The following is a 26,260-nucleotide window of genomic DNA, read 5'->3' as shown; positions in this document are numbered from 1 at the left end:
ATCGTGGTCCACCGTTGTCACCGGTACGGTACCGACTTCGACGTCGGCTCGGTGATCAGTTCGAGTTCGGCGAAAGTCCGTGTGCACCAGGACAGTGCCGAGTCCATCGATTCCCATTGCCGGTCGTTCCTGTTCAGGTGGGGGAAAACGTACGGGTCGGTGACGTCGTCGGGCAGGTCGTCCGCGTGCCAAGTGAACGGTGGATGGCCGTAGGTATTGGCTCGCAGCGACTGTGCCACCTGACGTCGGCGCCATGGCGATCACGACGCCGGCAAGCCTCGCCCTCGCCCGCAGACGCTCACCCCGACACAATCCCGTAGGTCAGATGCACTCATTCCAACACTGGAGGTTCCATGCCCAAGGGCTACTGGGTCAGCGTCTACCCCACCATCACGGATCCTGAGAGGCTTGATGCCTACAACGGACTGGCCGGTCTGGCCGTCAAGGCCGCAGGCGGGCGGGTGGTCGCCGGCATCGGCGGCCGGGTCGTCGCACACGAAGCCGGAATCGCCGAGCGCGTCGTCCTGATCGAGTTCGACAGCTTTGAACAGGCGGTCGCCGCATACGAGAGTGCGGCCTACCAGGAGGCACTGGCCGCGCTCCCCGACGGCTTCGAGCGCGACTTCCGCATCATCGAAGGCCTCGGCTGACGGTCGAGACCCGCGTCGGCGACCGCGGCCGCCACCGTGCGCCGCTGAGCTGATCCACGGCGACCACGCGGCGATCGGGGCAGTGGAAGCCATCACTTCGCGGTGACAGAGCCGAACTGCGTTGCGTCGGCGGGGCTGTGCACCGGCAGGTGTGCCGCGCAGACCGGTCGAGTGCGGGTGGCGTAGGACTTGGCGGCTGCGACCAGCCCGAGGCCGAGGCCGCCGAAGGCCAGGCCGCCGAAGGCGATCATCCACGTGATTCCGGAAGTGGTGGTGAACGGCGGCGCGATCGCCGGACTTGGCAGCACGCCCACGGCGGTGAGTGGTGCGAAGATCAGGAGGAAGATCCCGTAAACCGACAGACCGACGGCTGCCAGCCACGCGGGGAGCAGGGGCAGCAGGCGTGGGACCCGCCGCCCGGCGAGGACCAGCGTCCAGCGCGGGAACACCTGGCCCCACGGGTACATGAGCCCCAACAGCAGTAACACCCCGGCCGCCGCGGCCAGGACCGTCACATCGATGCCCACCGCTGCCAGCGCCTCAACCGCTCCCGGCCCGCCGGCGTTGATTTCCCGCCATCCCTCGGCGGTGACCCCGAGCGCGTCACCGCCCAGCGTCCAGATCGTCTTGACGCCCGCCCATGGCAGCAGCCCGCACATGAGGACGTAGACCGTCCGACGTGTCCGCTTCGACGCGATGCCGGCGCGGGGGCGAGTGAGCGGACCGTCGCCGTCGCCTGGGTGCTTCTGCCCGCACCTCGGGCACTGGCCGCGCAGCCGCCGGCGGTAGGAGATGGCAACGAGGACGAGGAGAACCGTGCCCACCGCGTTCACCAGGACCTGGGCCAGACCAGTGGCGCTTTCCACGCCGGCGGATGACGCCAGCGTCACGACGTACGCGGGGAGGCTGGCCATCCCCAGGGCGGACACGGGGATCGCGGCTCCCAGTGACACCAGCAGCACACCCCGCATCCGTCGCCCGAAGTCTCGCGTGGTGGCCAGACAGACCAGCGCGACGAGCACGGCCAGCGCGGCCAGAAGCAAGTGAAAAGCCGGCGGGTACGACACGTGAGGCGCCCACCGCACGTCGACCTCCGCCATGACCCAAGTGCCCTGGACGACGGCGTACAGCACCCCCCAACCCCCGGCGGCGAAGGGCACCCACTCGGGCCACCGCCTGGCCCGCACGTTCGAGCTCGCGTCCCCAGCTGGCTCGGAACTCCCGCTCACGGTCATTGCCCCCGTTCCCATGATCTCTTCACCGAGATCATGACCGCCGCTACCTGTGACGACTCTCAGGAGGTAACGGCCCCTGGTTCACATTCGGACCGAAAGCATTGCCGGGAAGGTCGAATGCTGCTCCAGTGGCACTGTCGTCGACGCTGTTTCCCAAGGGGGACAGTGTCTGCGACAACATCGGTGCCCGGCCGGTAAATGTAGCGCTTATTCGAATAACGGCACTGATCGCGACCACCCTGTTGTCATTTTGCGAGCAGTAGTGGTCATGCCCATGGTCAGCCGACCGAAGGCTGATGATTTGACGAACGAAGATGGTGGTCGGCCGGCGTTCGCGGCCGCCGCGGTGAAGCACGTCGAGCTCGGCGCGCGAGTCATCGTCTTCGCCGCCCGTGTAGTCGACGCCGCCGAGCGGATCGGGCGCCCGGCTGCTTTTGATGCATTCGCCCGGCCTGTTCCAGCCGGCCAGCCGTGCGGGACGTTCCAGCTCCGCGAGGTCCGCGATGCCGGCGGAGATCGGCCGGAGCGCCGTTTCCTTGAGGTGGGAGGAGGAACGGTCTGACCGGAGCAGGGCGGGTGCGCGTGAAGCGCGCGGTGACAATCCCACGACGTCGATCGCACGACGACATTTGTCCAAGACCGGTGGCCGGAGACCGTGCACCATCGCTCGCATGAGCGAGAACGGTGTTGAGCGTTCGCAGGGGATACACGTGATGCACGACGGTCCACGGCAGGCGCCGCCGTTGTTGCTCATCCACGGATCAGGGGCTTCGGGTGCCTCGTGGAGCCCGGTGGTCCCGGCCCTTGCCTCCCACCACCACGTCATCCGGGTCGACCTTCCGGGCTGTGGTCAGTCCCCACCGTCACCGTCGTACGACGTGCCCGCGCAGGCGAGCCGAGTGGCGGCGGTGCTCGACGACCTCGGCCGCGGTCCGGTCACCGTTGTCGGGCACTCCAGTGGCGGCTACGTCGCCACCGCTCTCGCCGAACAGCGCCCTGACCTGGTGCGCTCGGTCGCGCTGATCAGCTGCGGCCCGCATCCCGGCGCGCTGCTTTCCCAGCCGTTGATCCTTCGGATCCTGCTGGGCCCGCCGTTCGGCCCGCTGATCTGGCCGAGGCGTTCGGACGCGATGATTCGCAAGGGAATCGGGGCAACGGCCGCTCGCCCGGTGGACGTACCCGACGACGCGGTCGCCGATCTCAAGCGGACCTCGTACCGCACATTCAGGACGATCTTGCGCCGCAACACCGAGTACATCGCCGAGCGCGGCGTGCCCGATCGTCTCGCCGCCCTCACCGTTCCGGTGCTGGCGGTCTTCGGTACCGCCGACCCTCGCTGGGACCCGGCGTCGGTGCGCGACTACGAGGTGGTGCCCAACGCCCGGATCGAACTGCTGCCCGGCGTCGGACACCTCCCCATGTTCGAGGCACCTGAGGCGATCAGCGAACTACTGCTGAGCTGGACCTCGCGGGAACGGACCGTTGACACCCCGCCCATGGTCCCCGACCCCTAGACTGGTCGTGTGCTGTCGACTGGAAGACCGCCGGACTGGGAAACGGTGGACATCGCGGTTCCGCGCCGGTCGAGTCGGCTGCCGGGGATCAGCATGGCCGGGTTCCGCCAGCGTCTCCCCGCCCCCGTGGACATCGCCATGGTCGCGCACCCGTCCGTCACGCTTCTCATCGACCTGAGCGAGGGAGAGGGCATCGTCTGCGACAGCCGCGGCCGGCGCGAGCGCGGCAGTGTCGTCATCGGGCTCATGCCCGGCGATCTGCGAGCAGGCGGCCGCGTGGGCGAATGTCTCCAGATCCGGCTCGAGCCGGACGTGGCGGCCACGGTGCTCGACGCGGCACCCGATCTCAGCGGGACGATGGCACCTCTCGCGGACGTCTGGGGTCGCGACGCCGATCGGATCGAAGACCGGTTGCGTGCCGCCGCGTCCTGGGATGAACGGTTCAGGATCGCGGCCGAGGTCGTGGGACGACGGATGCGCGCCCGCACGCCGGTCGAACCGGGAGTCGCCCACACTTGGCGGCGGACGCTCACCAGCCGAGGGCGGATACAGGTCGACAGCCTGGCAGGCGAGGTCGGCTGGGACCGTAAGCGTCTGTGGTCACGCTTCCGGTCCCAGCTCGGAATCAGCCCCAAACGTGCCATCCGGCTGGTGCGGTTCGACCACGCCGCCCACCTCCTCGCGACCGGTCACACCGCAGCCGGCGTCGCCGCCGAGTGTGGCTACGCCGACCAATCCCACCTCCACCGCGAGGTCAAGGCGTTCACGGGGCTCACCCCCTCGGTCGTGGCCGTCGCGCCGTGGCTCGCCATCGACGACGTCGCGTGGCCCGCATCATCACCGGTCCTGGCGCGGACCGGCCCGGCACCGGGGGAGGTCAGGCCGGTTCCGCCGCGCAGGTTCGATCGTCCTTCGGCCGTTCGCCCGTGGTCAGGAACGCGGTGACCGTGTCGTTCGCGCACTTGTTCGCGCCGATCAGGTAGACGCCGTGGCCGCCCTGGTCCGCGGTGACCATCCGGGCCCGGTCACCGAAGGCGCGCCGCATGTGCCCGGCGCCGGCCAGTGGCGTCGCCGGGTCGCGGGTGTTCTGCGCGAGCAGCACGTTCGACGGGCCCCGGTCGCCGACCCGCACGGGTGGTTCGGCGGGCTCGGACCGCCAGAAGGCGCACGGGCGGATGTTGGCCCCGGCCGCGCCGAACATCGGGTGGCGCTTCCGGTCCACGGAGACGTCGTGGAGATAGCTGCCCACCGACCTCGGCCAGCGGGAGTCGTTGCAGAGTACGTAAAGGTGACTGGCCACCGCGTTTTCCAGATTCTGCGGAGCCTTCGCCGCGGCCGCCGGTGGTGGCGGCTGGTTCGTGTCGAGCGCGTGCCAGATCGCGGCCAGTTCGGGCATCCGGCTGTCCCGGTACAGGGACGCGAAGGTCGCCAGCCGGAACAGGGTGCCGTCGAAACCTTGCACCGGCGCCTTGTCCAGGCGGGCGGCGAGGTCGAAGTACTTCGCGGTGACCTCTTCCGGAGTGGTGCCCAGGTCGTATTCGGGACGCGCGGCGGCGAACTCGGCGAAGTCCGGGAACCGCTTCTCCATGCCGGGGCCGAACAACCGGCTGGCCACCCGGTCCAGGCCGGTCGGGACGAGGTTGCTGTCGAGCACGATCCGGTCGCTCCGGTCGGGGAACAGCGTGGTGTAGACCGCCCCGAGATGGGTGCCGTAGGAATAGCCGAGGAAGGAGAGCTTGTCCTCGTGCAGTGCCTCGCGGATCCGGTCCATGTCGCGCGCGGTGGCCGCGGTCGACAGGTAGGGGAGCAGGTTCGCCGTCTTGGACTCGGCGCACTGCTCGGCGACGGCCTTCGCGTTCTGAGCCTGTGTCAGCACGTCGGCGGCGTCGCGTGCGTAGGGCGGGATGTTGCCCCTGTTCTGCTGTTCCGGCGTCAGGTCGCAGGTGACCGGGGTGCTCCGGCCCACGCCACGCGGGTCGAAGCCGATGATGTCGTAGCTGTCCAGGACGCTTTGCGGCAGCCCGAGATCGACGAGCCCGCCCGGGAAGCCGAGGCCGCTGCCGCCCGGTCCGCCGGGGTTGGTCAGCAGCACACCCCGGCGCTTCTCGGGATTCTTGCTCGCCAGCCGGGAGACCGTGAGCTGGATCTGCTGTCCGTCCTGGCGCCGGTGGTCCAGGGCGACGTCGATGGTGGTGCACTGAAGGCCGGGTTTGGCGACGTCGGCCGGGCACTCGCCCCACTGCAACGTCTGGGCGGGCTCACCCGCCTGAGCGAGTCCTGGTGGTGCCAGCAAGGCCGCCGCGATGACGATGGTCAAGGCTCTCCGCATGGTTTCCCCTCGGGTGGTCGGTCGTGCGTCGTCCGGTTCGAGTAGAGACCGTGTCCTCGGGGCATGGTCAACGAAGACGTCCGCCGCCGGCGCCTTCCGGTGACCTTCCTTGACTGTGCCCCAGGGGCATGGTGTGCACTGCGGGGGATGGCCTGGAGTACACGTGAGCTGGCGGAGCTGGCAGGCACGACCCTGAAGACCGTCCGCTACTACCACCGGATCGGTCTGCTCGACGAGCCGGAACGAGGAGCGAACGGGTACAAGCGGTACCGCATCACGCATTTGATCCGGCTGCTGCGGATCCGGCGGCTCGTCGATCTGGGGGTGCCGCTGGCCGACATCGAGGGGATGGAGGAGTCGGACGGGAACGCGGAGCGGACGTTGCGCGCGCTGGACGCCGAGCTGAAGGCGAGCATCGAACGGCAGGAGCGGATGCGGAAGGAGCTGGCGTTGATCCTGGACCGCCGCAGCCTTGTCGACCTGCCACCGGGTTTCGACGGGAACGTCGCCGACCTGTCCGAAGTGGAACGTTCGATGCTGATGGTCTTCTCGCGGGTGCTGGATGCGAAGGCGATGGACGCGGTGCGGGAGTTGCACTCGGCGCCTCGTCCTCTTGCGCAAGCGGAGTTCGACGCGCTCGACGCCGACGCCGACGAGGCCACGAGACAGCGACTGGCCGAGGCTCTCGCGCCGGTCGCGCGCCATCAGCTCGAAACTCAGCCGGCCCTGACGGAAGCGACGGCACGGGTGGCTCTTTCCGAACCGATGGTCCTGCGTGGCTTGGTGGAGCTCTACAACCCGGCCCAGCTGGACGTCTTGCGGCGGCTGAGCGCACTCCTCGACCTCGCGCCCTAGGCCTGAAAGAAAACGACGCGGTTGACGAAGTTCGGTGATGTGCGCCCGGATCCCTGCGAGTTCGTCGAAGCGACCGGGGCGGGCGCGTGCCTAGCGTTGCCGGTGGGACACACCGGTTTCAGGAGGCTGAATGAACATCACGAGTACCGCGGACGTCGTCGTCATCGGGGGCGGAGTTTCCGGCCTGGTCGCGGCCCGGAGGCTCGTCGCGGCGGGAGCGGAGGTCACCGTTCTCGAAGCGCGGCCGCGGGTGGGTGGCCGCACGCTGTCGACCAGTGCGGCCGGGGTGGCCGTGGATCAGGGCGGGCAGTGGCTGGGGATGAACATGGGCCCGCTGCGGGAACTTCTGACGGAACTCGGTATCGGCACGAATACCAACCCGTCGCTGCGTGATCCCGGGGCCGGCAACATCTGGCACCGTGATGGCCGTCGGAACGTCTACCGAGGAGACCTGCCCCCGATCTCGGAGCAGGCGGTGATCGAGCTGATGACCGCGGTCTCCGCGCTCCAGGACATGGCGGCAGGTGTACCGGTCGAGAATCCGTGGGATTCGGCATCGGCGGTGGAACTCGATTCGACCACTTTGGAGCACTGGCTGAGCGAGCACGTCACCGACGAGGACGTGCGTTACCTGCTGACGCAGACTTTCACCTTGAACTTGGGCGCGCCACCCGCGCAGATGTCGCTGCTGTACGCCGTGTGGTTCCTGAGCGGGGTCGGCGGGTTCGAGGCGATGGCCTCGTCCGAGGCCGAGCGCTTCACCGGCGGCGCGGGCTCGATCGCGCATACTCTCGCCGCCGGGCTCGGCGACCGCGTGCGGTGCGCTTGGCCGGTGCGGACCATCGAGCACTCCGGCGACGGCGTGCGGGTGATCGGCCGGAACGGTGCCGAAATCACGGCCACGCGGGTGGTGGTGGCGATGAGCCCGGCCGACGGCCGGCACATCGAGTTCCGGCCACATCTGCCGACTTCCCGGCAGCTGTTGCAGCGCAACTGGCAGCAGTTCGCCGCGGTGAAGTTCCACGCCGTCTACGACCGTCCTTTTTGGCGTGACGAAGGGCTCAGTGGCGCGGTGCTCGCCGACCTGCCGTCGGCCCCGATCGTCTTCGACGACTCACCCGATGACGGTTCCGCCGGGGTGCTGGTCGGCCTGCTCGGCGTGCACGGGCCCCGGTTGCTCGGCGGCAACGAGCCCGAACTGCTCGACGACCCACGGCGCCTGCGGGCGGCGGTGCTGCACGCGCTGACCGCCTACTTCGGCGAACTTGCCGCGGAACCGATCGAGTTCCTCACTCGCAACTGGGCCGTCGAGCCGTATATCTCCGGCGCCATCGCCGTGACACCACCTGGTCTGCTGACCGCGCACGGGGCGGCGCTGCGGCCGGCGGTCGGGCCGATCCACTGGGCGGGCAGCGAAACCGCGACGCGCTGGGCGGGATGGATCTCCGGGGCGGTCGAAGCGGGGGAGCGCGCGGCCGGAGAGGTCGCGGCCGCGCTGAGCCGTTAGCGCGGCGCCGGCAGGTTCTCAGCCGAACATGCCGAGGAGGCGGCCCCAGCGCAGGGCCGTCTCCAGCTCGGCCGCGCGAGTGCTCACCGGGCGGCCGAGGTGCTCCTCGCAGGTGTTCAGCCGGTAGGCGACCGTTCGGTCGCTGATGCCGAGGCGAATCGCGGCCGAGGACGCGTTGTGCGCACTGCTCAGGTAGGCGTGGATGGTCGCCCGCAAGATGTTGTTGCGTGCGCCCTCGGCGGCGAGTGCGCCGAGTTCCCGTTCCACGAACCTGCGCGCCGCTTGCTCGTCGCCGAGGGCAGCGGCCTCGACGCTGACGGCGTCGTAGTGGCATACGCCCGCATCGAGGCGGGAGGCGACGGTGGCCGCGGCGAGCGCCTGGCGATGGGTGGCCCGGAAACCGTCGGCGCCTGCCCGCGCGTCCCCGATACCGATCCGGACCCCGTCCTCGAGGCCTTCGGGTTCGGGCATCTCGTCCGTCGCCAGCCAGGCCCATATCAGGTCGCCGCCGGCGGCCACGGACAGCGAGCGGACGCCGAGCCGCCGGATCATCCGCTGCAGCACCGAATTCGCCCCTGCCCCCGAGGCGACCACCCCGACGTGGGTCCGGAGCAGGTCGTAACCCAGCTCGCCCGCGTCGAAGTGACTGCCGCCGAGAATGTCGCGGATCATCTGGACCCTGCGTTGCGTGCGGCCATGCAGGTACTGCTCCCGCTCACGCTCGAAGACCTCCGCCACCTCGGTCATGACGCTGTCGACGTAGGCGAACAGGAACCGCGACGCGATGCGTAATGCCTCCGTGCGTCGCGCGGGGTCGGCGCAGACCGACGGCGCGATCCGCAGGCACCGGTCGAAGCACACTTGCTGGCCGAGCCGGTACATGGCCAGCAGATCCGGCAGCCGGAAGCCCATGCGCGCGGCGGCTCGCGCCTCGTCGAGGGCCTCGGCGGGCGCTTCGACCGGCCCGTGCCGGTGGTGCCGGAGGGCGTCCAGCGCCGCGCGGACGTTACCGGAGGCGCTGCGCCGCATCGGCTCGTTCAGTTGTAGCCGGGCAGGCTCGTCCAGCGTGGCGACGTGCTCGTAGATCGTCCGCATCACCTCGTCGACGAGCTCGTCGACCACCTCGTCGAGGCGGTCGGCGAACTCGCCCAACGACTCTTCCAATCGCGTTGTCCCGGCTTTCATCCGGCGATTGTCCCGCTCACACGAACACGGCGTTCAGATCGCCTCCCAGCTCGACCTGCCCCTGCAGCCCGAGTGCCGTGCTGGGAGCGAACAGGCCGTGCATCGTGGCGGTCTTCGCATCCCGCCAGTACCGCTGCATCGGTTCGAACTCGGCGATCGCGGACCCACCGCTGAGGCTGTAGAGCAGGTCCACGGCCTCCCAAGAGAGTCGCAGCGCGTAAGAGCAGTGCACCCGCGCCCGGATGCGCTGGTCGACGGGCATCTCCGAGCCGGCGGCCGCGAAGCGGTCGACCTCGCCCGCCGCCCGCTTCATCAGGGCACGGGCCGCGTCGATCTTCATTCGCGCTTCACCGACGGTGCTCTGCACCAGCGCGTCCTCAGCCTGGTTCTCGATGGTGGTGTACATGACCGGGCGCCCCCGCGCCTTGTCCGTGAACCGGTTGAGCGCCGCCTCGGCCATGCCGATGCCGTTCGGTGCCACGAACAGGGCGAGGGTGGGAACACTGGCCGAGTGGTAGAGCGGCTGATCGAGCCCGTGTGGTGAGCGGTATCGCCGGGACAGCAACGCCAGCGACGACAGCGTCCGGTGCTCCGGCACGAACAGGTCACGCGCCTCGGTGCTGACACTTTGCGTGCCGCGTAATCCGATCGTGTGCCAGTCGTCGTTGCGCGTCAGCTCCGACGTCGGGATGAGGCACAGGACCAGGTCCGTGACCGTGCCGGTCTCGTCGTGGACCGGCACGCCGTTGACCGACCAGTCCGCGATCGTCACACCGGAGTTGAAGAACCATTTCGCGTGCTCGATGTGCACCCCGCCGTCGACGAGCGTGGCCGAGGCGACCTTGCCCTGCGGCACGCTGGCGAGCCGGGAGACCGGACCGGTGCCGAACACCTCGTCCTGCCCGTCCTTCGGGAAGATCCCGGCCACGGCGGCCGCGGAGTTGTGGATCGCGGTGACCCAAGCGGTCGAGGGGCAGCCCTTCGCCAGCTCGGCCATCACGTCGACATAGGTCGACAGGTCGAGTGCGTAGCCGCCGTAGTCACGCGGCACCGAGAGCCGGAACATCCCGGCGGCCTCGAGTTCGGCGAGGGACTCGTCCGGAATGCGCCGCTGGGCGTCGACGTCGGCCTGCCGCTTCGCGAGCGCGGGCACCAGCTGGGCCGCACGCGCGACGAGCTCGTCCCTGCTGGGCACGGCAGGCGCGGATCCGGTGACTGTCATGGACATTCTCCTGAGTTCTCGATGGGGTGGGGAAGTTCGTGGCCGCCGCGGAAGAACACCAGCGGAGGCGCGCCTATCGAGACGTCGAGTGCTTCGACGGTCCCGAGCACGATGAGGTGGTCGCCTGCCTCCACCACCCGTTCGATCCGGCAGTCGAGCCAGCCGACCGTGCCCGCCAGCCTCGGCGAGCCGCCGGGGGAGAGCTGCCATCCCACGTCCGCGAACCGGTCGACACCCCGCGTCGCGAATCGGCGGGCGAGCCGGGCCTGGTCGTGGCGCAGCAAATTGACGCAGAACCGCCCGGCGGCCGCGATATCGGACCAGGTCGAGGAGTCCCGCGCCGGGCAGAACGAGACGAGCGGAGGTTCGAGCGAGGCCGAGGTGAACGAGTTGACCGACATACCGGACGGCCGACCGGCACGCAGCGCGGTGACGACCACGATCCCCGTCGGGAAATGGCCGAGTACCTCACGAAAATTGTCCGAGGTGACCTCGACCCGTCCCGCGAGTCCAGCGCCCACCACGACGTTCGCATCCATGCGTGCCATGCTCGTCCCGCGCCTCGGCTCGGCGCTTTACGAACATCGCGCACTTGCCTCATACCGCCTGCGGAAACCGCAGTCGGCAGGCTCGCGCCGGGACTGGCCGGCAGCTCTCGGACCGGCTAAGGGATTCCGTCCATCGTCGGACGTAGTGCGCGGTCTGGCGCGAGAAACACGAGCGCCTCACTGAAAAGCCTCATCGATCCGCCAGAGTCCGAGGTGTGGGCGGTCACGGCCGACCAGAGCAGCGAGTGCTCAAGTAGCGCGGAAACCCGGTTTCGAATGGATCGCTGTAGGTTTAAATGCTTGATTGCGCCTCGCGCCAATTCGGCGCCGATCGTTGCTCGCGCAACATCGGCGAGTAACGGTCTGTTCATCTCCGCAATGCGACTGCGAGGATCTCATAGGTGTCGTGGTCAAACGCGACCAGCCGGATCTGCTCGATCCGGGTCGGTGTGGATCTCAGTGTTGTGACCGCGATTCTCGCTGCCTGGTCGGCGGGAAAGCCATGGACACCGGTGGCGATGGCAGGGAAGGCGATGCTGCGCACGTCAAGCTCGTCGGCGACCTGAAGACTATGGCGGTAGCACGAGGCCAGGATCTCGGCCTCGCCCTGGTCGCCGCCTTCCCAGACCGGGCCGACGGTGTGAACGATGTGGCGAACGGGCGGGTCAAGATCGAACGACGGCGTCGCCATCGCATCACCGGGTGGACACGGTCCGATAGCGCTTCCCGCCTGGGCCAACCGCGGTCCCGCCGCCCGATGGACAGCCCCATCGACCCCACCGCCGCCGAGCAACGACTCATTGGCTGCGGTCACCACCGCGTCCACGTGCTCTTCGGTGATATCGCCACGTACCGCCTCTATGGCAACCATGACTGGATAGTGCCATCACGACCGTGCCCACGGCCGCTGACTCGGGCAGATCGCCGTTCGCTTGTCGTGAACCAACCTGCCGAACACTGCTCCGACAGCGGCCCGGCGCCGCGGCGCGCGGTCGGCCATGGCATCCAGGAAACCTGAACAACCTGGTCGCAACACAGTGCGACGAAGAGTGCAATGCAGTGCCGGTGAGCCGAACGCTGGGACGGTCCTTGCGCGGGCGCGTCGAGTCTGCACCTCCCGCGGTTGCATGCCGACGATCTGCCGTGGCCCTTCGACGCCTCGTAGCCGTGATCAGGCCGGTACCTTGCGGTCGGCCCGTGGCCTGTCAGCACCTGTTCCGGATGCTGTCTTGCTTCGCGTGCCTCGCGCCAGCCAGGCTGTGCTGTAGGGCACGAGAAGGGTCGACTCCGCAGAACTCGCCACTGGAGCGGAGAACTCGAGTACCGTGCCCCAGTCGCGTCGCACGGGCACGAATCGCGAGCTGAGGTTTGCGACGCACACGCCGCTTCCCCGTTCCCAGGCGACGACACGAGGGTCTCCGGCGAAGGGTAAGAGGCGCGCCGGGGTGCGCTGATCGAACACCGACTCGACAACGGTTCGACGGCGCCGGCTGGGTGGCGCTTTCGAATCGTTACCGGTGGGTAAGGCGTGGGAATCGGCAACGGCGAGGATGGCCAGCTGTACGGCGGAGTAAAGCCGGCCGGACATCGATACCAATTCTGAGGATTCAGCAAATTCACTGATCGCTCTGGTGGGTGTTTCGCTCTGTATTTCGTAGGGCTCGTCGTATGGGCAAGGCGCGATCAGCGTGCGAAGTCGATCTGCCAGCTCTGCGGTGATCGCGGTGATCGTCGAGGGTTCGACGACCAGGGTAAAGGTGGGATCAAAGGGCGCTGGGATCATCACGTCCTGTCGCCCCCGAGGGTGGTTCGTGGAGTCGGTCCACTTGAGCGAGGGAATGGGAGGATGAACTGTCGACCATCCTGATATATGCGCGAGAAGTATTGATTCGCTCCGTTCATTGGCCTCATTTTCGACTATGAGGAGTGTGCAGGCCATAGGGCAAAAGGGTCGTCGGTGGTGAGGTTTTTTCCGACACGGAACTCCGGCGATCGGTTTCGGCCGTTTGAGTGATCGCCTCGGCGGCAGAAGCGGGACTCCAAGCGCGCCGGTGTCCCGTCCAGCGCGAGCCTGTTGTCGACAGGGCCGTTACCGCGTGGATGAGGCCGCGGGCGGCTTGGTGTGGCGCTGGTTTTGGAGAGGGCCTGCCACGAGGTCGATATTGAGGTTCAGCAGCCAGATTCCGACCAGTGCGAGAGCGAGAAGGCTGCCCGCGCGGGCGGTATGGCCCCAACTGGTCAGCACCCGGTCGAGCAGGCCGGCACTGGACTGTTCGTCGTCCACGGGGATCGGTGCGGCTTGTCGTGCGGTGTACCGGTCGGCGCGTTCAGGTGCGCGCTCACCGTTGCCGCTGTTCGTCCCGGTCGAGAAGGTAGCGGCGGACGCCGAACCCGGCGACCACGATTCCCGCCGCCATGTTGAGTCCGGTCAGCAAGGACGACCGGGTGTTGTTCACCGCGGTCAGCCATTCCACTTGGACATACCGGGAGTCTGCGGCCCCACCGCCCATTCGGAAACCGGTATTCCCACGAACCACGTCACCGCGCCCAGCACCACGACGATCGCCGCAGCCGCGGCCGTGCCCCGCCGGATCCGCACCTTCAAACGTGTCGTGTTCGTGGGTGAGGCTGGTGATGGGGTGAAGGCTCCCTTCGCCGCGTCTGATGCGGCGAAGGGAGCCTTCGACCCTGGTCAGGCGCGAGGGGGTCGGCACCGACCACGCCACCTTTGCCTTACCCCTCAATAACCCGTGAGCCGCCGGACACAACGGGTTTGGTCCGGTTGCCTGGAGAGCTGCTTCCGCGCTACGGATCGCGATGCGCGAGCTGTGGACCTGACTTCATAGTGGTCGGCTTGATCGGGTGAGGCGTGGGAACAGCGTCCGGGCGTTGTGGTGCCCGATGTCCTCGGAATCCTGGATCGGTGCGGTGAAGTAGGCGACGGCGGGTTCGGGGGCGAAGGGCCAGTCGCTGCCGTAGAGCACGTGTCCGGGTTTGGCGAAGGCGGAGCCGAGTCGCTGGCCGAGCACCCATAGCGTGGTGCCGCCCGTGCCCGCGTGTTTGAAGCCGATCCGGACGTCGAGGTCGTCGGAGCGGTCGGTGTCGAGCAAGTGCTGCAGCTCGTTCACTACGCCGAGGCTCGCGCTCAGGCTGAAGGAGAGCGAAAAGACGGTGGCGCGCAGCTGGTTCACCGGCACGGCGTCGAAGACGAAGGCGGTATTGATGCCGAAGTTGCCGCCTGCCCCGCCGCGGCACGCCCAGAACAGATCCGCGTTCTCGTCTCCGGCGGCGCGCACCACGGTCCCGTCGGCGAGGACGACGCGGGTCTCGGCGAGCCGGTCGCAGGTCAAACCCCATTTGCGGTCGTTGAAGCCCAGCCCGCCACCGAGTGTCAGGCCCGCCACACCGGCTCCGGGGCAGCGGCCGCCGGGGAAGTAAAGCCCGCCTCGCGGACCGCGTACACATCGGAATTGGTGCTGCCGCCGCCCAAGTGCAGCCGACTTCCCCGCGCGGCCATCTGGTTCATTGTGCGCAGGCTGATCACCAGACCGGTCATGGTCGATTAGCCGGCGTAACTGTGGACACCGGAGCGGGGCGCGTACGGCACCCCGTGCTTGGCGCACCAGCGCAGCGCGGCCTGCACGTCGTGCTCGGTGGCGCAGGCCAGTACTCCGGCCGGGCGCTGGGAGGCATAGCGCTGGTTGTCGGCCGTGGCGAGGGCCGGGTAGGGCTGCTCACCGCGAAGGTGGAGCCGGGCTGCAGGGCTGAGCGACTTGCGCAGTTCCCGCCAAGCGGCGCCGTCTGTGTCCGGCGTCGCCACGGCTGCTGCCGTCGGCTGGGTCAAATGTCTCCAGTGCCAGCGCGGTCGCGGTGGCCGCGCCTGGTCGCAGCGCGACTCGTCGGCTTACCTGCATGGCTGCCCTTCCTTGCTGGCGGTTGCACTGCGCCACCCTGGTTATGGGGCGAAGGGTGCTTTCCCCGCATCACATGCGGGGAAAGCACCCTTCGCCCTGTTGCTGATCTCAGAAATCCTCCAGCTGAGGTTCCTGAATCGATCCGCGGCGTAACTTCAGGCGATCACCGAATATCCACCATCAAACGAGAAAACCCTCCCTGAACTGCGGAAATTCGGCTGGAGCTGTTGTGCTCTGATCAATGGGGTTCAACGTCGTTGGGTGCACTTGTGACCGACGCCTTGCTCCAGAGCTGCTCCAGGAAAAACAGCGTGAGGGATCTGGATAGCCGTGGGTGATTACCGCTGAGGCGGGCGCGACCGCACACCGGACAGGCCGTCCGCGGGTGAGCATCAGCCGTCCTCTCGTCCGGCCTTGGGTTCCACCGGGAGCCGCCGGCCTAGCGTTTCCGGACTACTTGATTAAAGTATTTCGCGATGGTCATCTGCCAGGTACTTAAGGGTGATCACGAAAGGTCAGGCGAAGGAACCGGCGGAAGTCTGCATTGTTCAATGAAAAGATGCTCCGGTCGGGAGGATGAGCTCGAGGCGATCGAGGGAGAAGTCTCTGAGTCGCGCGCCATGCAGGTCAGCGTGCGGCGGCCAAGGCCAGCTCGAGGTAGTCGCGCGAAGCCTGCCGCCAGGATTCCAGTTCCAGCTTTTCGTTCGCCGCGTGCATCTCCCGGGGATCGCCCGGGCCCCAGATCACGATCGGCGCGCCGCCCACGGACCCGGCCAAAGCCGAGGCGTCGGTGAAATAGGTGGCGGCGGGTGCGGTGGCCTGGCCGGAGAGGAGTTCGGGCAGGCGCGCGGTCCGGACGGCGGGCAGATCGAGAGCCACCTCCGCGGTGATGGCCGGATCGAGCGAGGAAGCCCAAGCGATCGCCGGCGCTCCACCGTCCACAGTACGCACATCCAGCGTCAGAACCGCCGACGCGGGAACGATGTTCGTCGCGGTCCCGCCCTCGAAGGTGCCGACGTTGACGGTTTCCTCGCCCAGGTAGTCGTCGGCGGCCAGCGGGAGGGATTCGAGGGCGCCGAGGGCCCGGTCGGCGAGCAGCCGGATCGCGTTGCGGCCGAGCTGGGGCGTGGAGCCGTGGGCCGCTTTCCCTTGTGCGGCGAGCCGCAGCCAGGTGGCGCCGCGGTGTCCGAGTGAGACGCGGTTGCGGGTCGCCTCCGGCACCACGACGATCCGCGGTGTCAACTCCAGCGCGGCCGAAGCCTCGGCCGCGCCCAGACAGCCGATCTCTTCGTCGCTGGTGATGAGGACCTGTGCGTGGGCACCGGCTTCCGCGGCGTTGCGCAACGCCGCCAGTGCGGCGACGAGCCCGCCCTTCATGTCGACGCTGCCGCGGCCGTGCAGGAACTCCTCGTCGGCGTCCGCGGAGAACGGCGCGCGTTCCCATAGCGCGGGGGAGCCGACGGGGACGGTGTCGATGTGACACATGAACAACGGCCCGTCGCCGGGATCGGTGCCGACCAGCACCCACGGCCGCCCGGCGGCGGAGCGTCGCAGCACGCGTACGCCCGGAGTGGCGGTGGCGTAGGAGACGGCCAGTTCCTGCGCGGCGGTCTGCGCGGCGCTGTCGCCGGAGGTGGTGTCGTGGCGCACCAGATCACGCAGCAACGCGAGGGCTTCGTCGGTCATGAGGGGTACTCCTGGGTCGATTCGCGGACGACGAGCCGCATGGAGAGCACGTGGTCGGAGGGGTCTCGGCCGGCCGCGAGGCGGGTGATCTCGTCGACGGCCTTGCGGGCCATCTGCTCCGTCGGCTGCGCGACGGTGGTCAGCCGCGGCGACGTCCATTCGCCGAGGGTGATTCCGTCGCAGCCGATCACCGAAAGGTCTTCCGGCACCGAGACCCCGGCGCGGCGGGCCGCTTCGAGCAGGCCGACCGCGGAGATGTCGCTCGCGGTGAACACGGCCGTCGGCGCGGCGCCGGTCCTCGCCATGTGCGCGAAGAAGTTCATGCCGAACGCCGAGCTGAAGGCGCCGCGCACGATCATCGCTTCGTCCGCCACGACCCCGTGCGTCTTCAGGGCGGCCCGGTAGCCTGCCTCGCGCTGGTCGGCCGTGCGCAGCCCGGCCGGTCCGCCGACATGGGCGATCCGCCGGTGGCCCTGGGAGAGCAGGTGGGTGGTCGCCTGGAAGGCGCCGCCGAAGCTGTTCGCGGTGACGTGCGCGATCCGCGGTCCGGCGGCTTCGACGTACTCGTCGAGGAAGACCACCGGGAAATCGCCGGCCGGGCGGCTCGTGAAGGCTTCGTTGGTGGTGTTCATCCCCAGGTAGATCAGCCCGCCCACGTCCGGCACCCGCATCAGGCGCTCGACGGCGGCGCGCTCCCGTGACGGTGACGACCCGGTGAGTGCGGTGAGCACGTCGACGCCGTCCGTCGCGGCGGCGTCGACCACCGCGTCCGCCAGCGTGGAGAAGTACGGGTTGTCCAGCGACGGGACCACCAGGCCGAGGCTGAGGCCGGTCACTTGTTTCCGCACGGGCGGATGCCCTTCGGCCGACAGTGCGGCGTCGATGCGCCGGGCCGTCTCGGAGGCGACGTTGAGCTCCCCCTTGACGTACCTCGACACCGTCGACACGGCCACTCCGGCCTCTCGGGCCACCTTCGCCAGCGACATCCGGCTCCTCCCCGTTGAGCGTTGACGGCGACTGCGACCGCATCTTATATTGACGGCGTTGCGCTACGTTGCGCAAATTACGCTAAGGCTTTTCGCTCGAAGGAGTCGTCGATGGTCAAGGTCCTGCTAGCCGGGGAGTCGTGGGTCAGTGCGACGATCGACCACAAGGGATACGACCCGTTCGCGCACACGCAGGTGGAGATCGGGTGCGAGCGGCTGCTGGCGGCGCTGGCGGCGGAAGGGGTCGAGGTGACTCACCTGCGTTCGCACGACGTGGCCGAGAAATTCCCGCAGACGCTGGAGGAACTCGACGCCTACGACGTCGTCCTGCTTTCCGACATCGGCTCCAACACCCTGCTGCTGCACCCGGAAACGTTCACCCGCGGCCGTCCGACGCCCAACCGGCTCAAGCTGCTGCGCGAGTGGGTCACGAACGGTGGCGGCCTGATGATGGCCGGCGGCTACCTGAGCTTCCAGGGCTTCGAGGGCAAGGCCAACTACCACCGGACGCCGATCGAGGAGATCCTCCCGGTCGACATCGACCCGTACGACGACCGCGTCGAGACGCCGGAGGGCGTCCGCGCCCACGTCGTACAGCCCGGGCATCCGGTGGTCACCGGCCTCGACCAGGAGTGGCCGATCCTGCTGGGCTACCAGCACACCACGCTGAAGCCGGACGCGGAGCTGCTCGCCACCGTCGAGGGCGACGTCATGCTGGCCGCGCGCCGGGTCGGCCGCGGCCGCACCCTCGCGTTCACCTCGGACATCTCCCCGCACTGGGCTCCGGAGGAATTCATGGACTGGGACGGCTACGGCAGGCTCTTCGCGCAGGCGATGTCCTGGCTCGCCGGACGCGAAGTCTGAGCCGCGCGCACTCGGGATCAAGGAGGATTCGATGAGTACGTCACCCACCGGCCGCGCGGCTTCGGTCGTCGTCTTGACGATCGCGACCGTCTTCGCCGGAATGCTCGGCCCGTTGCAGTCGCTCGTCAATGGACATCTCGGCACCGCCCTCGCCGACGGGCACGCCGCCGCGCTGGTGTCCTTCGGCACCGGCCTGGTGCTGATGCTGATCATCGTGCTGGCACGCACCCGGACGCGCGACGCGTTCTTCCTGCTGCCCGGTCAGCTGGTGCGCGGTGAGATCCCGCGGTGGAACTTCTTCGCCGGTCTGTGCGGCGCGGTGATCGTGCTCTCCGAGGGCGTCACGGTGGGCTTCCTCGGGGTGGCGATCTTCCAGACCTCGCTGATCTCCGGCATGGTCATCTCCGGCGTGGTGTGCGACCGCCTCGGCATCGGCGTGCCGTTCAAGCAGGCGATGAGCACGCCGCGCGTGGCCGGGGCGATCCTGGCCATCTGCGCCACCGTGCTGGTGGTGTCCCCGAACTGGTCGGCTCCGCACATGATCGCGCTGGCGATCATGCCGTTCGTCGGTGGCCTGCTCGCCGGCTGGCAGCCCGCCGGCAACTCCGAGGTCGGCCTGCTGTCCGGCTCGATGTTCGTTTCCATCACCTGGAACTTCCTCATCGGCTTCGTGGCGCTCGGCCTCGTGTACGTGGTGCGGATGGCGGTCTCGGGCGCGCACTTCGCGTTGCCGGGCACCTGGTGGATGTACTTCGGCGGGCCGCTCGGCCTCCTGTCGATCGCGTTGATGGCCTTGCTGGTGCGTGGTCTGGGGCTCCTGCTGCTGGGGCTGGCCTCCACGGCCGGTCAGCTCATCGGGTCGCTGCTGCTCGAACTCGTCGCTCCCGCGGCGGGTTCCAGCCTGCACCTGGTCACCGTCATCGGCGCGGTCGTGGCTCTGGCGGCCGCGGCGATCGCGATGATCCCGTCCCGGCACACGGCCGAGCCGGCGGTCCTCGCGCAGCCCGCCGAGGTGCGTCGTGGCTGAGGTGCGCGGCGTTCTCGGGCCGGTCGAGGTGGCGGACCTCGGGCTGGTGCTGCCGCACGAGCACCTTTTCAACGATCTGTCCTCCGCGGTCGCCGAACCCTCCTATGCCTCCACTCGAAGGCTCGCCGAGGCGGAAGTGGGGCCGGGGTGGCAGTTCCTGCTTCGCCAGGATCCCTATTGCTGCGCCGACAACGTGGCGGCGAAGGACCGGGCGAGCGTCGTGCGCGAGGTGACCGCGTTCGCCGCGGCGGGCGGTAGCACGCTGGTCGACGCGACCGGCAGCGCGGTGATCGGCCGGGATCCGCTCGCCTTGGCGGCGGTGGCCGAGGCCACCGGGGTCACCATCGTCATGGGCACCGGTGCGTACCTGGAGAAGTTCGAGGGGGAGCGCATCACCGCGGTCACCGTCGACGCGCAGATCGAGCACATCCTCGCCGAACTGGACGAGGGCGTCGGCGAGACGGGGATCCGGGCCGGAGTCATCGGCGAGGTCGGTGTTTCGCCGTTCTTCACCGACGGGGAGCGGGCCTCCTTGCGGGCCGCGGCGCTCGCGCAGGCAGCGCGGCCGTCCGTGGGGCTGAACATCCATATGCCCGGCTGGCAGCGCCGCGGGCACGAAGTGCTCGACCTCGTATTGGGGGAGTGCGGTGCGCTCCCGGCGAAAGTCGCGCTCGCACACAGCGATCCGTCCGGCGAAGACCCGGGATATCAACGCGGGCTTCTCGAACGCGGCGTGCTGCTGGAGTTCGACATGATCGGCCTCGACATCTCGTTCCCCGGCGAAGGTGTCGCCCCGACGGTTTCCCAGACCGCTCGCGCCGTGGCGCGGTGGGTGCACGAGGGCTTCGGTGACCAGATCATGCTGTCGCACGACCTGTTCCTGAAGCAGATGTGGACGCACAACGGTGGGAACGGGCTCGTGTTCGTGCCGACGGTCTTCGCCGATCTGCTCGAAGCCGAAGGCGTGCCTGCCGAAGCCGTGGCCCGGCTGATGCGAGACGTCCCGGCCCGGTGGTTGACCGCATGAGCCGCGCGATCGCGGTGGTGGCGTCACTGAACGTCGATCACATCGTCCACGTGCCGCGCATCCCGGAGCCGGGGGAGACTCTGATGGGGTTTTCGACGAGCCGGGAGCTGGGCGGGAAAGGCGGCAACCAAGCGGTCGCCGCCGCCCGGCTCGGTGCGGAAGTGACCGTGATCGGCTGCGTCGGCCAGGACGAGGACGGCGACGAGTACCTGGAAGCCCTGCTCGCCGAGGGAGCCGACGTGACCCATGTGCGCCGGTCCGCGCTGCCCACCGGCCGGGCGGCGATCACCGTCGACGCGGAGGGCGTCAACTCGATCGTCGTCGTGTCCGGGGCGAACGCCGACATCCCGGCGGCCGCGGCCGAAGCGGCGATCAGCGAACTGCCGGGGCTTCGCGTCGTCGCGGGCCAGTTAGAGGCGGCGGCCGAAGCGACGGAACGCGCTTTCGCGGCCGCTCGCGCACGTGGCGTGCTGACCGTGCTCAACACCGCGCCCGCCGGCGAAGTGGCCGGGAAACTGCTGCCGCTCAGCGATGTGGTGGTGTCGAACGAAATCGAGTTCCGGCAACTCACCGGCCAGGATCCGTTCGACGGCAACGGTTTGCGGCGCGGCGGAGCCGAACTGTCCGCCACGGGATGCCGATGGGTGATCGTGACGCTGGGCGCCGCGGGATGTGCCGTCCTCGACGCGTCGTCGTCCACGCACGTCCCGGCCGTCACGGTACGGGCGGTGGACACCACCGCCGCGGGGGATTCGTTCGTCGGAGCACTCGCCGCCCGGCTCGCGGAAATCCCCGGTGAGCCGACGACCGCGGATGTAGTGGCCGCTTGCGGTTTCGCGGCGAAAGTGGCCGCGGTCGTCGTGACGCGGCACGGAGCGCATTCCTCTCTGCCGACCTTGGCCGAGGTCGTCGACACTCCTCACCCGGGATGAACCAGCGGCGGTACGCAACGAATCGTGGTCGCGTGAATGTCCCGACCGAAGAGTCGAACCACGGCCACGTTCTCCCGGAAACTACGTAAAACTTCTACGTTCCGCGCTTGCATGATCACGTTCGACCACCTGGCCCGGTTTCCGCGCGGCATGATCAATCGACAAGCGGTTCGTTTCAGCAGTACTTGATCACTTGCCGTCAGTGCTCCCTGATACGGGCCGTATCGGATCTTGTTCGGGGAAGGGGCACAGTTGCACTTGAGCAGTTCACGAACGGGATGGGTCTTGCGGGAGTGGGACTGTTCTGCGGCGAAGCCTAGTTAACTGGTGGAGTGTAGGTATTCGAACCATGCGGTATTCACTGCCGTTCGATGGCTGCTTTCGCGGCTCGCTCGATCTCCGCGGTCCGGGCTGCCAGGAAGGCCGCGCCGCGCCGCGGGTTCGTGTCCCTGGCTGCAGTCCCTGTCGTGCCGTCGAGCTCTTCGCGGAGGATGCCGGGGGTGTGTCCGGCATGCCTGCTCGGTAGCAGTCGACGATCTCCTCGCGCGTCTCGTGCTCGGTCGCCCACATGTCGGTGCCGCGCTGCCCGGTGTCGTCCCACTGGGGCAGCGGTTCGGGGAGCGCATCGTATATGAGATAGGATCAACCTTCCAATGCGCTGATCCGGGTTGACTTGGCGGTGGCGATCCTGAGCGTGCTCGCATGTGGTGATCCGCGCACTCATGGGCAAGGCGGAGACGCGCTCGGAACGAAACCTCCGCGAACACGTTCCCCGATGCGGCATCAGTTGGCCCGCACCGACTTCTTCGAGCACGACATCCGGCCTTCTGGCACCTTGTCGTCGGCGTGACGTCCGAGCCGACGACCACTTCCGGGCAGGACGGCGACGAGTCAGCTGACAGCGTGGATGGTTCTTGTCCGACCGACTGTCAGGGCGGGGTTGACTGAAGTGCTTGCGCGACTGGTCATCGTGCGAGGGCGAGTGCGGGGATGGCCGTGAAAACAGTGATGTGAGCAGGATCCCCAGTCCGGGAGCCAGAAGCCAGGAACCGGGCGGGTACTGGACTTGGCTGCGCCAGGCGAAGGGGATCCCGGCGGCGCAGGGAAGGGCGGGAAGCAGCTGGGCCATGGCGAGACCCAGCCCCGTTTGCCCTGGGGTGGCGCCGAGCGTGCGGGCGACGGCCAGAGGGTGGCGGGTGTCGAGTACGGCCGTCCAGGTGCTCACCGCGGTATTGATCAATTCGAGGACGAACAAAGACGACCGTTGCGAAAAGTCCATAGTGGACTCATTGACCTCAGGCCCGGGTTGCCATTTGTGATTTTCCTTCATGTCTCAGGGATTTTCGGCACATGGCCTCAATCGGCTCCCCGGATGTGGCACGATCTGGATCGTGACAGGAGGCCTCCCTGGTTCGCGCCATAGGGGAGCCGTCGAACGATGTGAGGAGTTCCGCAGTGCGGTCGTACGACGTCCTGGCCCAGTCGGCTGCGCCAACGGCCGTGGTATGGACGTTGTTGCTGGACCCGAGGAGCTGGCCTGCGTGGTCGCACATCGACTCCTTGGACCTGGGGGGTTCGAGTGGTCTCTCGGTGAACAACAGGGACGGTGTCGGCGCCATACGGGCCTTCCGCGTCGGGAGGAGCGTCGCCACTGATCGGATAACTGGCCTCACGCCGGGACGTCGGTTCGCCTACGAGAGCGTGGAGCACCCGCAGATGGCAGACCACAGTGCAGTGGTCGATCTTCTCGAAGTCCTCGGTGGTGGAACTCAGATTCGTTGGCATGGAACGTATTCGCCTCGCGGGATGTCGCGATGGACCTCCGAACGACAAGTCCAGCGAGTGATGCAGGGTATGGCGACAGGGCTCGCGAACCACGCCGCCGGGCTGAGCACTTCGCCGGCTCGACGCGACTGACCAGGCCGGTCGGATCGTAAGGTGATTGTCAGGTTCGTTCACGCCATCATGCGGCAACGTGGTCGCCATCCGGCGAATGCCGGAGGACGGTGAATCGACGGCACAGGAGCACAACACCGCATGGACCAGTGGAGTCCCGACGTGGACCGTGAAGCTGATGTTCGCGTGGTGCGGCACAGCCTGGTTCCCGTTGCTCGGTACCCCATTCTTCCTCTCGCATCACAGCGGCAGAGCCGAGTCCGATGCGGCGATCGTTGACATGATTGTAGGAACGATCGTTCTCGGCGTGTCTTTCCTCGCTCGGAACATCCCGCGTTGGTCACCGCCGGTGAGAGTGAGGTGGTAGCGGCCATGGACGTGTTGACCGAGCTGGAACAGCGAGCCTGGCGAGTGCTCACGGCCGGCCCGGCTGCCGCACGCTCGTTCTACTAGACCATTCTCGATGACCGGATCGTGGTCCTGCTCGCCGGCCGGTCGCCCATCCAAGAGCGAGAAGTGGCGCTTAGCGCACTATGCGGCGACAAGTGGCATGCCTGCCGACTTGACGGCTTGAGCGCGACACGGATTAGCCCTGCCGTCGGGTTCGTCAGCTACGGCATGGTCGCCACCAAGGACGGTGCACCCTACGCGGCGCAGGTGAGCAGCGTCTACGTCAGCCGAGACGATAGCTGGAAGCTCAGGCTTCACCAGCACACCCGCAGATGGTAGTCGCTAGTGGACAGTGCGAGTTCCATTTCGGACAGTTCGCGGATACGGTGTTCCGCAGATACGTGGAGCGGCTTCAGGTGAGGCGTCGATAGCGGACGGTGAGGAGAGACGAGTGCCATTCGTCTTGTCGAGGCTGCTGGCGCGTTGGGTGTTACAGCAGGGGTGGATGCTTCCGGTCGCAGTCGTCCTCTTCGTCTTCACGACGAGCTGGCCGCTGATGGCCCTGGTCGAACCCGCGGGAAGCGAGCTCGTCGAGCCGGGGAACTATTGGTGGTACTTCGTGGTCACCGCCGCGACGGTCGGGTACGGGGACTTCTCGCCGGAGACCACGGCAGGGCACGTCGTGGGGGCCTATGTCATCATCGGCGGGATCGCGACGCTCACCACGGTGTTCACCAAGCTCGCTTCGAAGCTCGAACAGACGAAGGGACGGCGGATGCAGGGGATGGAGACCGTTCGGGCGAGCGGGCACACGCTCCTGATCGGCTATACGGCCGGTCGCACCGAGCGGATCGTCGCGCAGTTGCTCGCCGACGGGGTGACCGGCCTCGTGCTGTGCGCAGGCGACGAAGTGCAGGTGCACCCGATGCCGTCTCAGCCGGTGGACTTCGTCCGAGGTGAACCGACCGCGGCCGACGTACTCGTCCGGGCCGCCGTCGGCGGCGCTGGCACGGTCTTGATCGACATGCGCGACGACAACGAGGCCCTGGCCGTCGCGGTGACCGTGGATCATGCGAATCGGTCGGCACACGTTGTGGTGACGTTGCGGGACATGGAGAAATCCGAGCTGGTCCGCTATGTGGATTCGAGGATCAAGTGCGTGCAGTGGCACACACCGCGGATGGTCACTGAAGAACTGACCTCGCCGGGAATCACCGAGGTGTATTCCGAGCTGATGACGGCGGGCGGGGTGGGGACGTATTCGGTGACGTTGCCGACGTCGCTGGGGAGGTTGAGTACCGAGAAATGCCGGATGGCACTGGGGCGTACTTTCGGGGCCACGGTGCTGGCCGCGCGGACCGACGACGACCTCGTGGTCAATCCCGCCTGGGATGCCGAGCTCCCGGTCGGGGCCGTGCTCTACTACGTCAGTTCACGACGTCTCACTGACGCGGAAATCGAAACAGCCTTACAGAAGCGTCGTTGAAGAGACCTTTTCCAGGCCCGCCTGCGCGTGGGGAACACCTGGGTGAGCGAGGGGGCTGGACGGAGGCGCCGGATCGCGACGTCATGTCACCAGGGCATTCGGCACGGTCGACGTCGTGTGCGGCGACGTCGTAGTCGCTACCGTCAAGAACGACACCCTGCCTTGCAACGGCTGATCATGCGGAATGGCTGCTCGGCTGGGCCACCTACAAGGAGCCCGCGGGTGCCTCTCTCCGCTCCGGCCACCCGCGACGATGATCAGACGACCATGAACAGCTACATCGTCTGGCGATGGAGCGGCGAAGCCGAAGCCAGTGGGCGCGATGTGGACCGGCCAGGCTGAGTCTGGCTGATTGAATCTGCGTGACCAGCCGTGCCCCGGGGCCGCGCCAGAACCTCCGGGGCGCGGCCGTGGGCGCCGCACACGGTGCGAGCGAGCCGGTTCCGCGGCGAGGCCGCCACTTCCGGCTGGGAGGCCGCAGCGGGTATCGAGGAACATCCGCTCATGCCGCTGACGGCGCGGTGTGCCTAGTGCGGCTTTCACGTTCGAACGGCCAACGGGCAGTGACCGCGCTGGCCCTGCCGCCGCTCGCGCTTCTCGGAAGACCGTACGGAACGAAGCGCGGAATGTCGTACCCACGTCCTACGGTAGGACGATGGACTGGAAGATCGAACTCATTCCCGTTCCGGTGACCGACGTCGACCGGGCCAAGGCGTTCTACGAGAAGGTCGGTTTCAACGCCGACCACGACCACAACGTGCATGAAGGCCTGCGGTTCGTCCAGCTGACACCGCCCGGCTCGGCCTGCTCCATCGTGATCGGCGAAGGCATCACCAACAAGACGCCCGGCACGCAGGAGATCCAGGTCGTGGTCGCCCACGCCGAGGCGGCGCGCAAGCAACTGCTCGATGCCGGTGTCGACGCGAGCGAGGTCGACGTGCAGCCGTGGGGCAACTTCGTCTACTTCCGCGATCCTGACGGCAACAGCTGGTCGCTACAGGCGATCG

The 26,260-nt window shown here is 68.0% G+C and carries 27 protein-coding genes; 12 read left to right on the top strand and 15 right to left on the bottom strand.

Going from position 1 to position 26,260, the window contains the following annotated elements; all coding sequences use genetic code 11:
* Positions 1-17: 17 nt before the first annotated feature.
* Entirely contained in the window at positions 18-239 is a 222-nt protein-coding gene (locus tag ACLJO0_RS43075; protein WP_410585667.1) for a hypothetical protein, read from the bottom strand.
* Positions 240-353: 114 nt separating this feature from the next.
* Between ACLJO0_RS43075 and ACLJO0_RS43070 the strand changes: the two genes are divergently transcribed.
* On the top strand, positions 354-650 hold the full coding sequence (locus tag ACLJO0_RS43070; protein WP_410585666.1) for a DUF1330 domain-containing protein: 297 nt from the start codon (positions 354-356) through the stop codon (positions 648-650).
* A gap of 92 nt (positions 651-742) precedes the next feature.
* Here the strand turns inward: ACLJO0_RS43070 and ACLJO0_RS43065 are convergent, their stop codons facing one another.
* Positions 743-1,783, bottom strand: coding sequence for a hypothetical protein (locus ACLJO0_RS43065; RefSeq protein WP_410585665.1), 1,041 nt, complete (start codon positions 1,781-1,783; stop codon positions 743-745).
* Positions 1,784-1,928: 145 nt separating this feature from the next.
* Positions 1,929-2,558, bottom strand: coding sequence for a hypothetical protein (locus ACLJO0_RS43060; RefSeq protein WP_410585664.1), 630 nt, complete (start codon positions 2,556-2,558; stop codon positions 1,929-1,931).
* On the opposite strand from ACLJO0_RS43060, the gene ACLJO0_RS43055 reads away from it, so the two are divergent.
* A complete protein-coding gene (locus ACLJO0_RS43055; RefSeq protein WP_410585663.1) occupies positions 2,557-3,399 on the top strand; it encodes an alpha/beta fold hydrolase in 843 nt (280 codons plus the stop codon). The genes ACLJO0_RS43060 and ACLJO0_RS43055 overlap by 2 nt on opposite strands.
* Positions 3,400-3,408: 9 nt before the next feature.
* The gene (locus ACLJO0_RS43050; RefSeq protein ID WP_410585662.1) at positions 3,409-4,344 is read left to right on the top strand and encodes a helix-turn-helix domain-containing protein; all 936 of its coding nucleotides are present in this window, start codon (positions 3,409-3,411) and stop codon (positions 4,342-4,344) included.
* Here ACLJO0_RS43050 and ACLJO0_RS43045 read toward each other — a convergent pair.
* On the bottom strand, positions 4,277-5,728 hold the full coding sequence (locus ACLJO0_RS43045) for an alpha/beta hydrolase (protein WP_410585661.1): 1,452 nt from the start codon (positions 5,726-5,728) through the stop codon (positions 4,277-4,279). The genes ACLJO0_RS43050 and ACLJO0_RS43045 overlap by 68 nt on opposite strands.
* A gap of 147 nt (positions 5,729-5,875) precedes the next feature.
* Between ACLJO0_RS43045 and ACLJO0_RS43040 the strand changes: the two genes are divergently transcribed.
* Complete coding sequence (locus tag ACLJO0_RS43040) at positions 5,876-6,583, top strand: MerR family transcriptional regulator (protein ID WP_410585660.1); 708 nt, start codon at positions 5,876-5,878, stop codon at positions 6,581-6,583.
* Between the two features lie 130 nt (positions 6,584-6,713).
* A complete protein-coding gene (locus ACLJO0_RS43035; RefSeq protein WP_410585659.1) occupies positions 6,714-8,090 on the top strand; it encodes a flavin monoamine oxidase family protein in 1,377 nt (458 codons plus the stop codon).
* Positions 8,091-8,108: 18 nt separating this feature from the next.
* On the opposite strand, the gene ACLJO0_RS43030 is transcribed toward ACLJO0_RS43035, so the two are convergent.
* The 11 genes from ACLJO0_RS43030 to ACLJO0_RS42980 all read right to left on the bottom strand — a co-directional run bounded on the left by ACLJO0_RS43030 (position 8,109) and on the right by ACLJO0_RS42980 (position 17,631).
* Positions 8,109-9,275, bottom strand: a complete 1,167-nt coding sequence (locus ACLJO0_RS43030) for a PucR family transcriptional regulator (RefSeq protein ID WP_410585658.1) — start codon at positions 9,273-9,275, stop codon at positions 8,109-8,111.
* A gap of 16 nt (positions 9,276-9,291) precedes the next feature.
* Complete coding sequence (locus ACLJO0_RS43025) at positions 9,292-10,497, bottom strand: acyl-CoA dehydrogenase family protein (RefSeq protein ID WP_410585657.1); 1,206 nt, start codon at positions 10,495-10,497, stop codon at positions 9,292-9,294.
* The gene (locus tag ACLJO0_RS43020; RefSeq protein WP_410585656.1) at positions 10,494-11,036 is read right to left on the bottom strand and encodes a flavin reductase family protein; all 543 of its coding nucleotides are present in this window, start codon (positions 11,034-11,036) and stop codon (positions 10,494-10,496) included. The genes ACLJO0_RS43025 and ACLJO0_RS43020 overlap by 4 nt, the downstream gene beginning before the upstream one ends.
* A 376-nt stretch (positions 11,037-11,412) precedes the next feature.
* Positions 11,413-11,916, bottom strand: a complete 504-nt coding sequence (locus ACLJO0_RS43015; RefSeq protein WP_410585655.1) for an O-acetyl-ADP-ribose deacetylase — start codon at positions 11,914-11,916, stop codon at positions 11,413-11,415.
* Between the two features lie 300 nt (positions 11,917-12,216).
* Positions 12,217-12,831, bottom strand: a complete 615-nt coding sequence (locus ACLJO0_RS43010) for a hypothetical protein (protein ID WP_410585654.1) — start codon at positions 12,829-12,831, stop codon at positions 12,217-12,219.
* Between the two features lie 303 nt (positions 12,832-13,134).
* Positions 13,135-13,329, bottom strand: a complete 195-nt coding sequence (locus ACLJO0_RS43005; RefSeq protein ID WP_410585653.1) for a hypothetical protein — start codon at positions 13,327-13,329, stop codon at positions 13,135-13,137.
* Between the two features lie 55 nt (positions 13,330-13,384).
* Complete coding sequence (locus ACLJO0_RS43000; RefSeq protein WP_410585652.1) at positions 13,385-13,519, bottom strand: hypothetical protein; 135 nt, start codon at positions 13,517-13,519, stop codon at positions 13,385-13,387.
* A 366-nt stretch (positions 13,520-13,885) separates the two neighbouring features.
* The gene (locus tag ACLJO0_RS42995) at positions 13,886-14,668 is read right to left on the bottom strand and encodes an FAD-binding protein (protein ID WP_410585651.1); all 783 of its coding nucleotides are present in this window, start codon (positions 14,666-14,668) and stop codon (positions 13,886-13,888) included.
* A complete protein-coding gene (locus ACLJO0_RS42990) occupies positions 14,608-14,889 on the bottom strand; it encodes an FAD-binding protein (protein ID WP_410585650.1) in 282 nt (93 codons plus the stop codon). The genes ACLJO0_RS42995 and ACLJO0_RS42990 overlap by 61 nt, the downstream gene beginning before the upstream one ends.
* 697 nt (positions 14,890-15,586) lie before the next feature.
* Complete coding sequence (locus tag ACLJO0_RS42985) at positions 15,587-16,645, bottom strand: M20 family metallopeptidase (RefSeq protein WP_410585649.1); 1,059 nt, start codon at positions 16,643-16,645, stop codon at positions 15,587-15,589.
* On the bottom strand, positions 16,642-17,631 hold the full coding sequence (locus tag ACLJO0_RS42980) for a LacI family DNA-binding transcriptional regulator (protein WP_410585648.1): 990 nt from the start codon (positions 17,629-17,631) through the stop codon (positions 16,642-16,644). The genes ACLJO0_RS42985 and ACLJO0_RS42980 overlap by 4 nt, the downstream gene beginning before the upstream one ends.
* A 111-nt stretch (positions 17,632-17,742) precedes the next feature.
* On the opposite strand from ACLJO0_RS42980, the gene ACLJO0_RS42975 reads away from it, so the two are divergent.
* From ACLJO0_RS42975 to ACLJO0_RS42945, 7 genes are all read left to right on the top strand, one after another.
* Positions 17,743-18,495 (top strand): glutamine amidotransferase, encoded by a 753-nt coding sequence (locus ACLJO0_RS42975; RefSeq protein WP_410585647.1) that lies wholly within the window; start codon positions 17,743-17,745, stop codon positions 18,493-18,495.
* A 31-nt stretch (positions 18,496-18,526) separates the two neighbouring features.
* Positions 18,527-19,522, top strand: a complete 996-nt coding sequence (locus ACLJO0_RS42970; protein ID WP_410585646.1) for a DMT family transporter — start codon at positions 18,527-18,529, stop codon at positions 19,520-19,522.
* On the top strand, positions 19,515-20,549 hold the full coding sequence (locus tag ACLJO0_RS42965) for a phosphotriesterase (RefSeq protein ID WP_410585645.1): 1,035 nt from the start codon (positions 19,515-19,517) through the stop codon (positions 20,547-20,549). Before ACLJO0_RS42970 ends, ACLJO0_RS42965 begins: the two co-directional genes overlap by 8 nt.
* Positions 20,546-21,481 carry a ribokinase gene (locus tag ACLJO0_RS42960; protein WP_410585644.1) on the top strand — a complete coding sequence of 312 codons (936 nt, stop codon included), beginning with the start codon at positions 20,546-20,548 and terminating at the stop codon, positions 21,479-21,481. The genes ACLJO0_RS42965 and ACLJO0_RS42960 overlap by 4 nt, the downstream gene beginning before the upstream one ends.
* Before the next feature lie 1,440 nt (positions 21,482-22,921).
* Positions 22,922-23,398: an SRPBCC family protein gene (locus tag ACLJO0_RS42955; RefSeq protein WP_410585643.1), complete on the top strand. Its 477-nt coding sequence runs from the start codon at positions 22,922-22,924 to the stop codon at positions 23,396-23,398.
* An 820-nt stretch (positions 23,399-24,218) separates the two neighbouring features.
* On the top strand, positions 24,219-25,253 hold the full coding sequence (locus ACLJO0_RS42950; RefSeq protein ID WP_410585642.1) for a potassium channel family protein: 1,035 nt from the start codon (positions 24,219-24,221) through the stop codon (positions 25,251-25,253).
* A 655-nt stretch (positions 25,254-25,908) separates the two neighbouring features.
* Positions 25,909-26,260 (top strand): VOC family protein (locus tag ACLJO0_RS42945; protein WP_410585641.1); only part of this gene is annotated, 352 nt, incomplete at its 3' end.

It is taken from the genome of Amycolatopsis sp. lyj-108, assembly GCF_046549005.1.
Classification (GTDB): Bacteria; Actinomycetota; Actinomycetes; order Mycobacteriales; family Pseudonocardiaceae; genus Amycolatopsis.
Note: the sequence above shows the minus strand (reverse complement) of the source record. Positions and strands in the feature narration are given on the sequence as shown.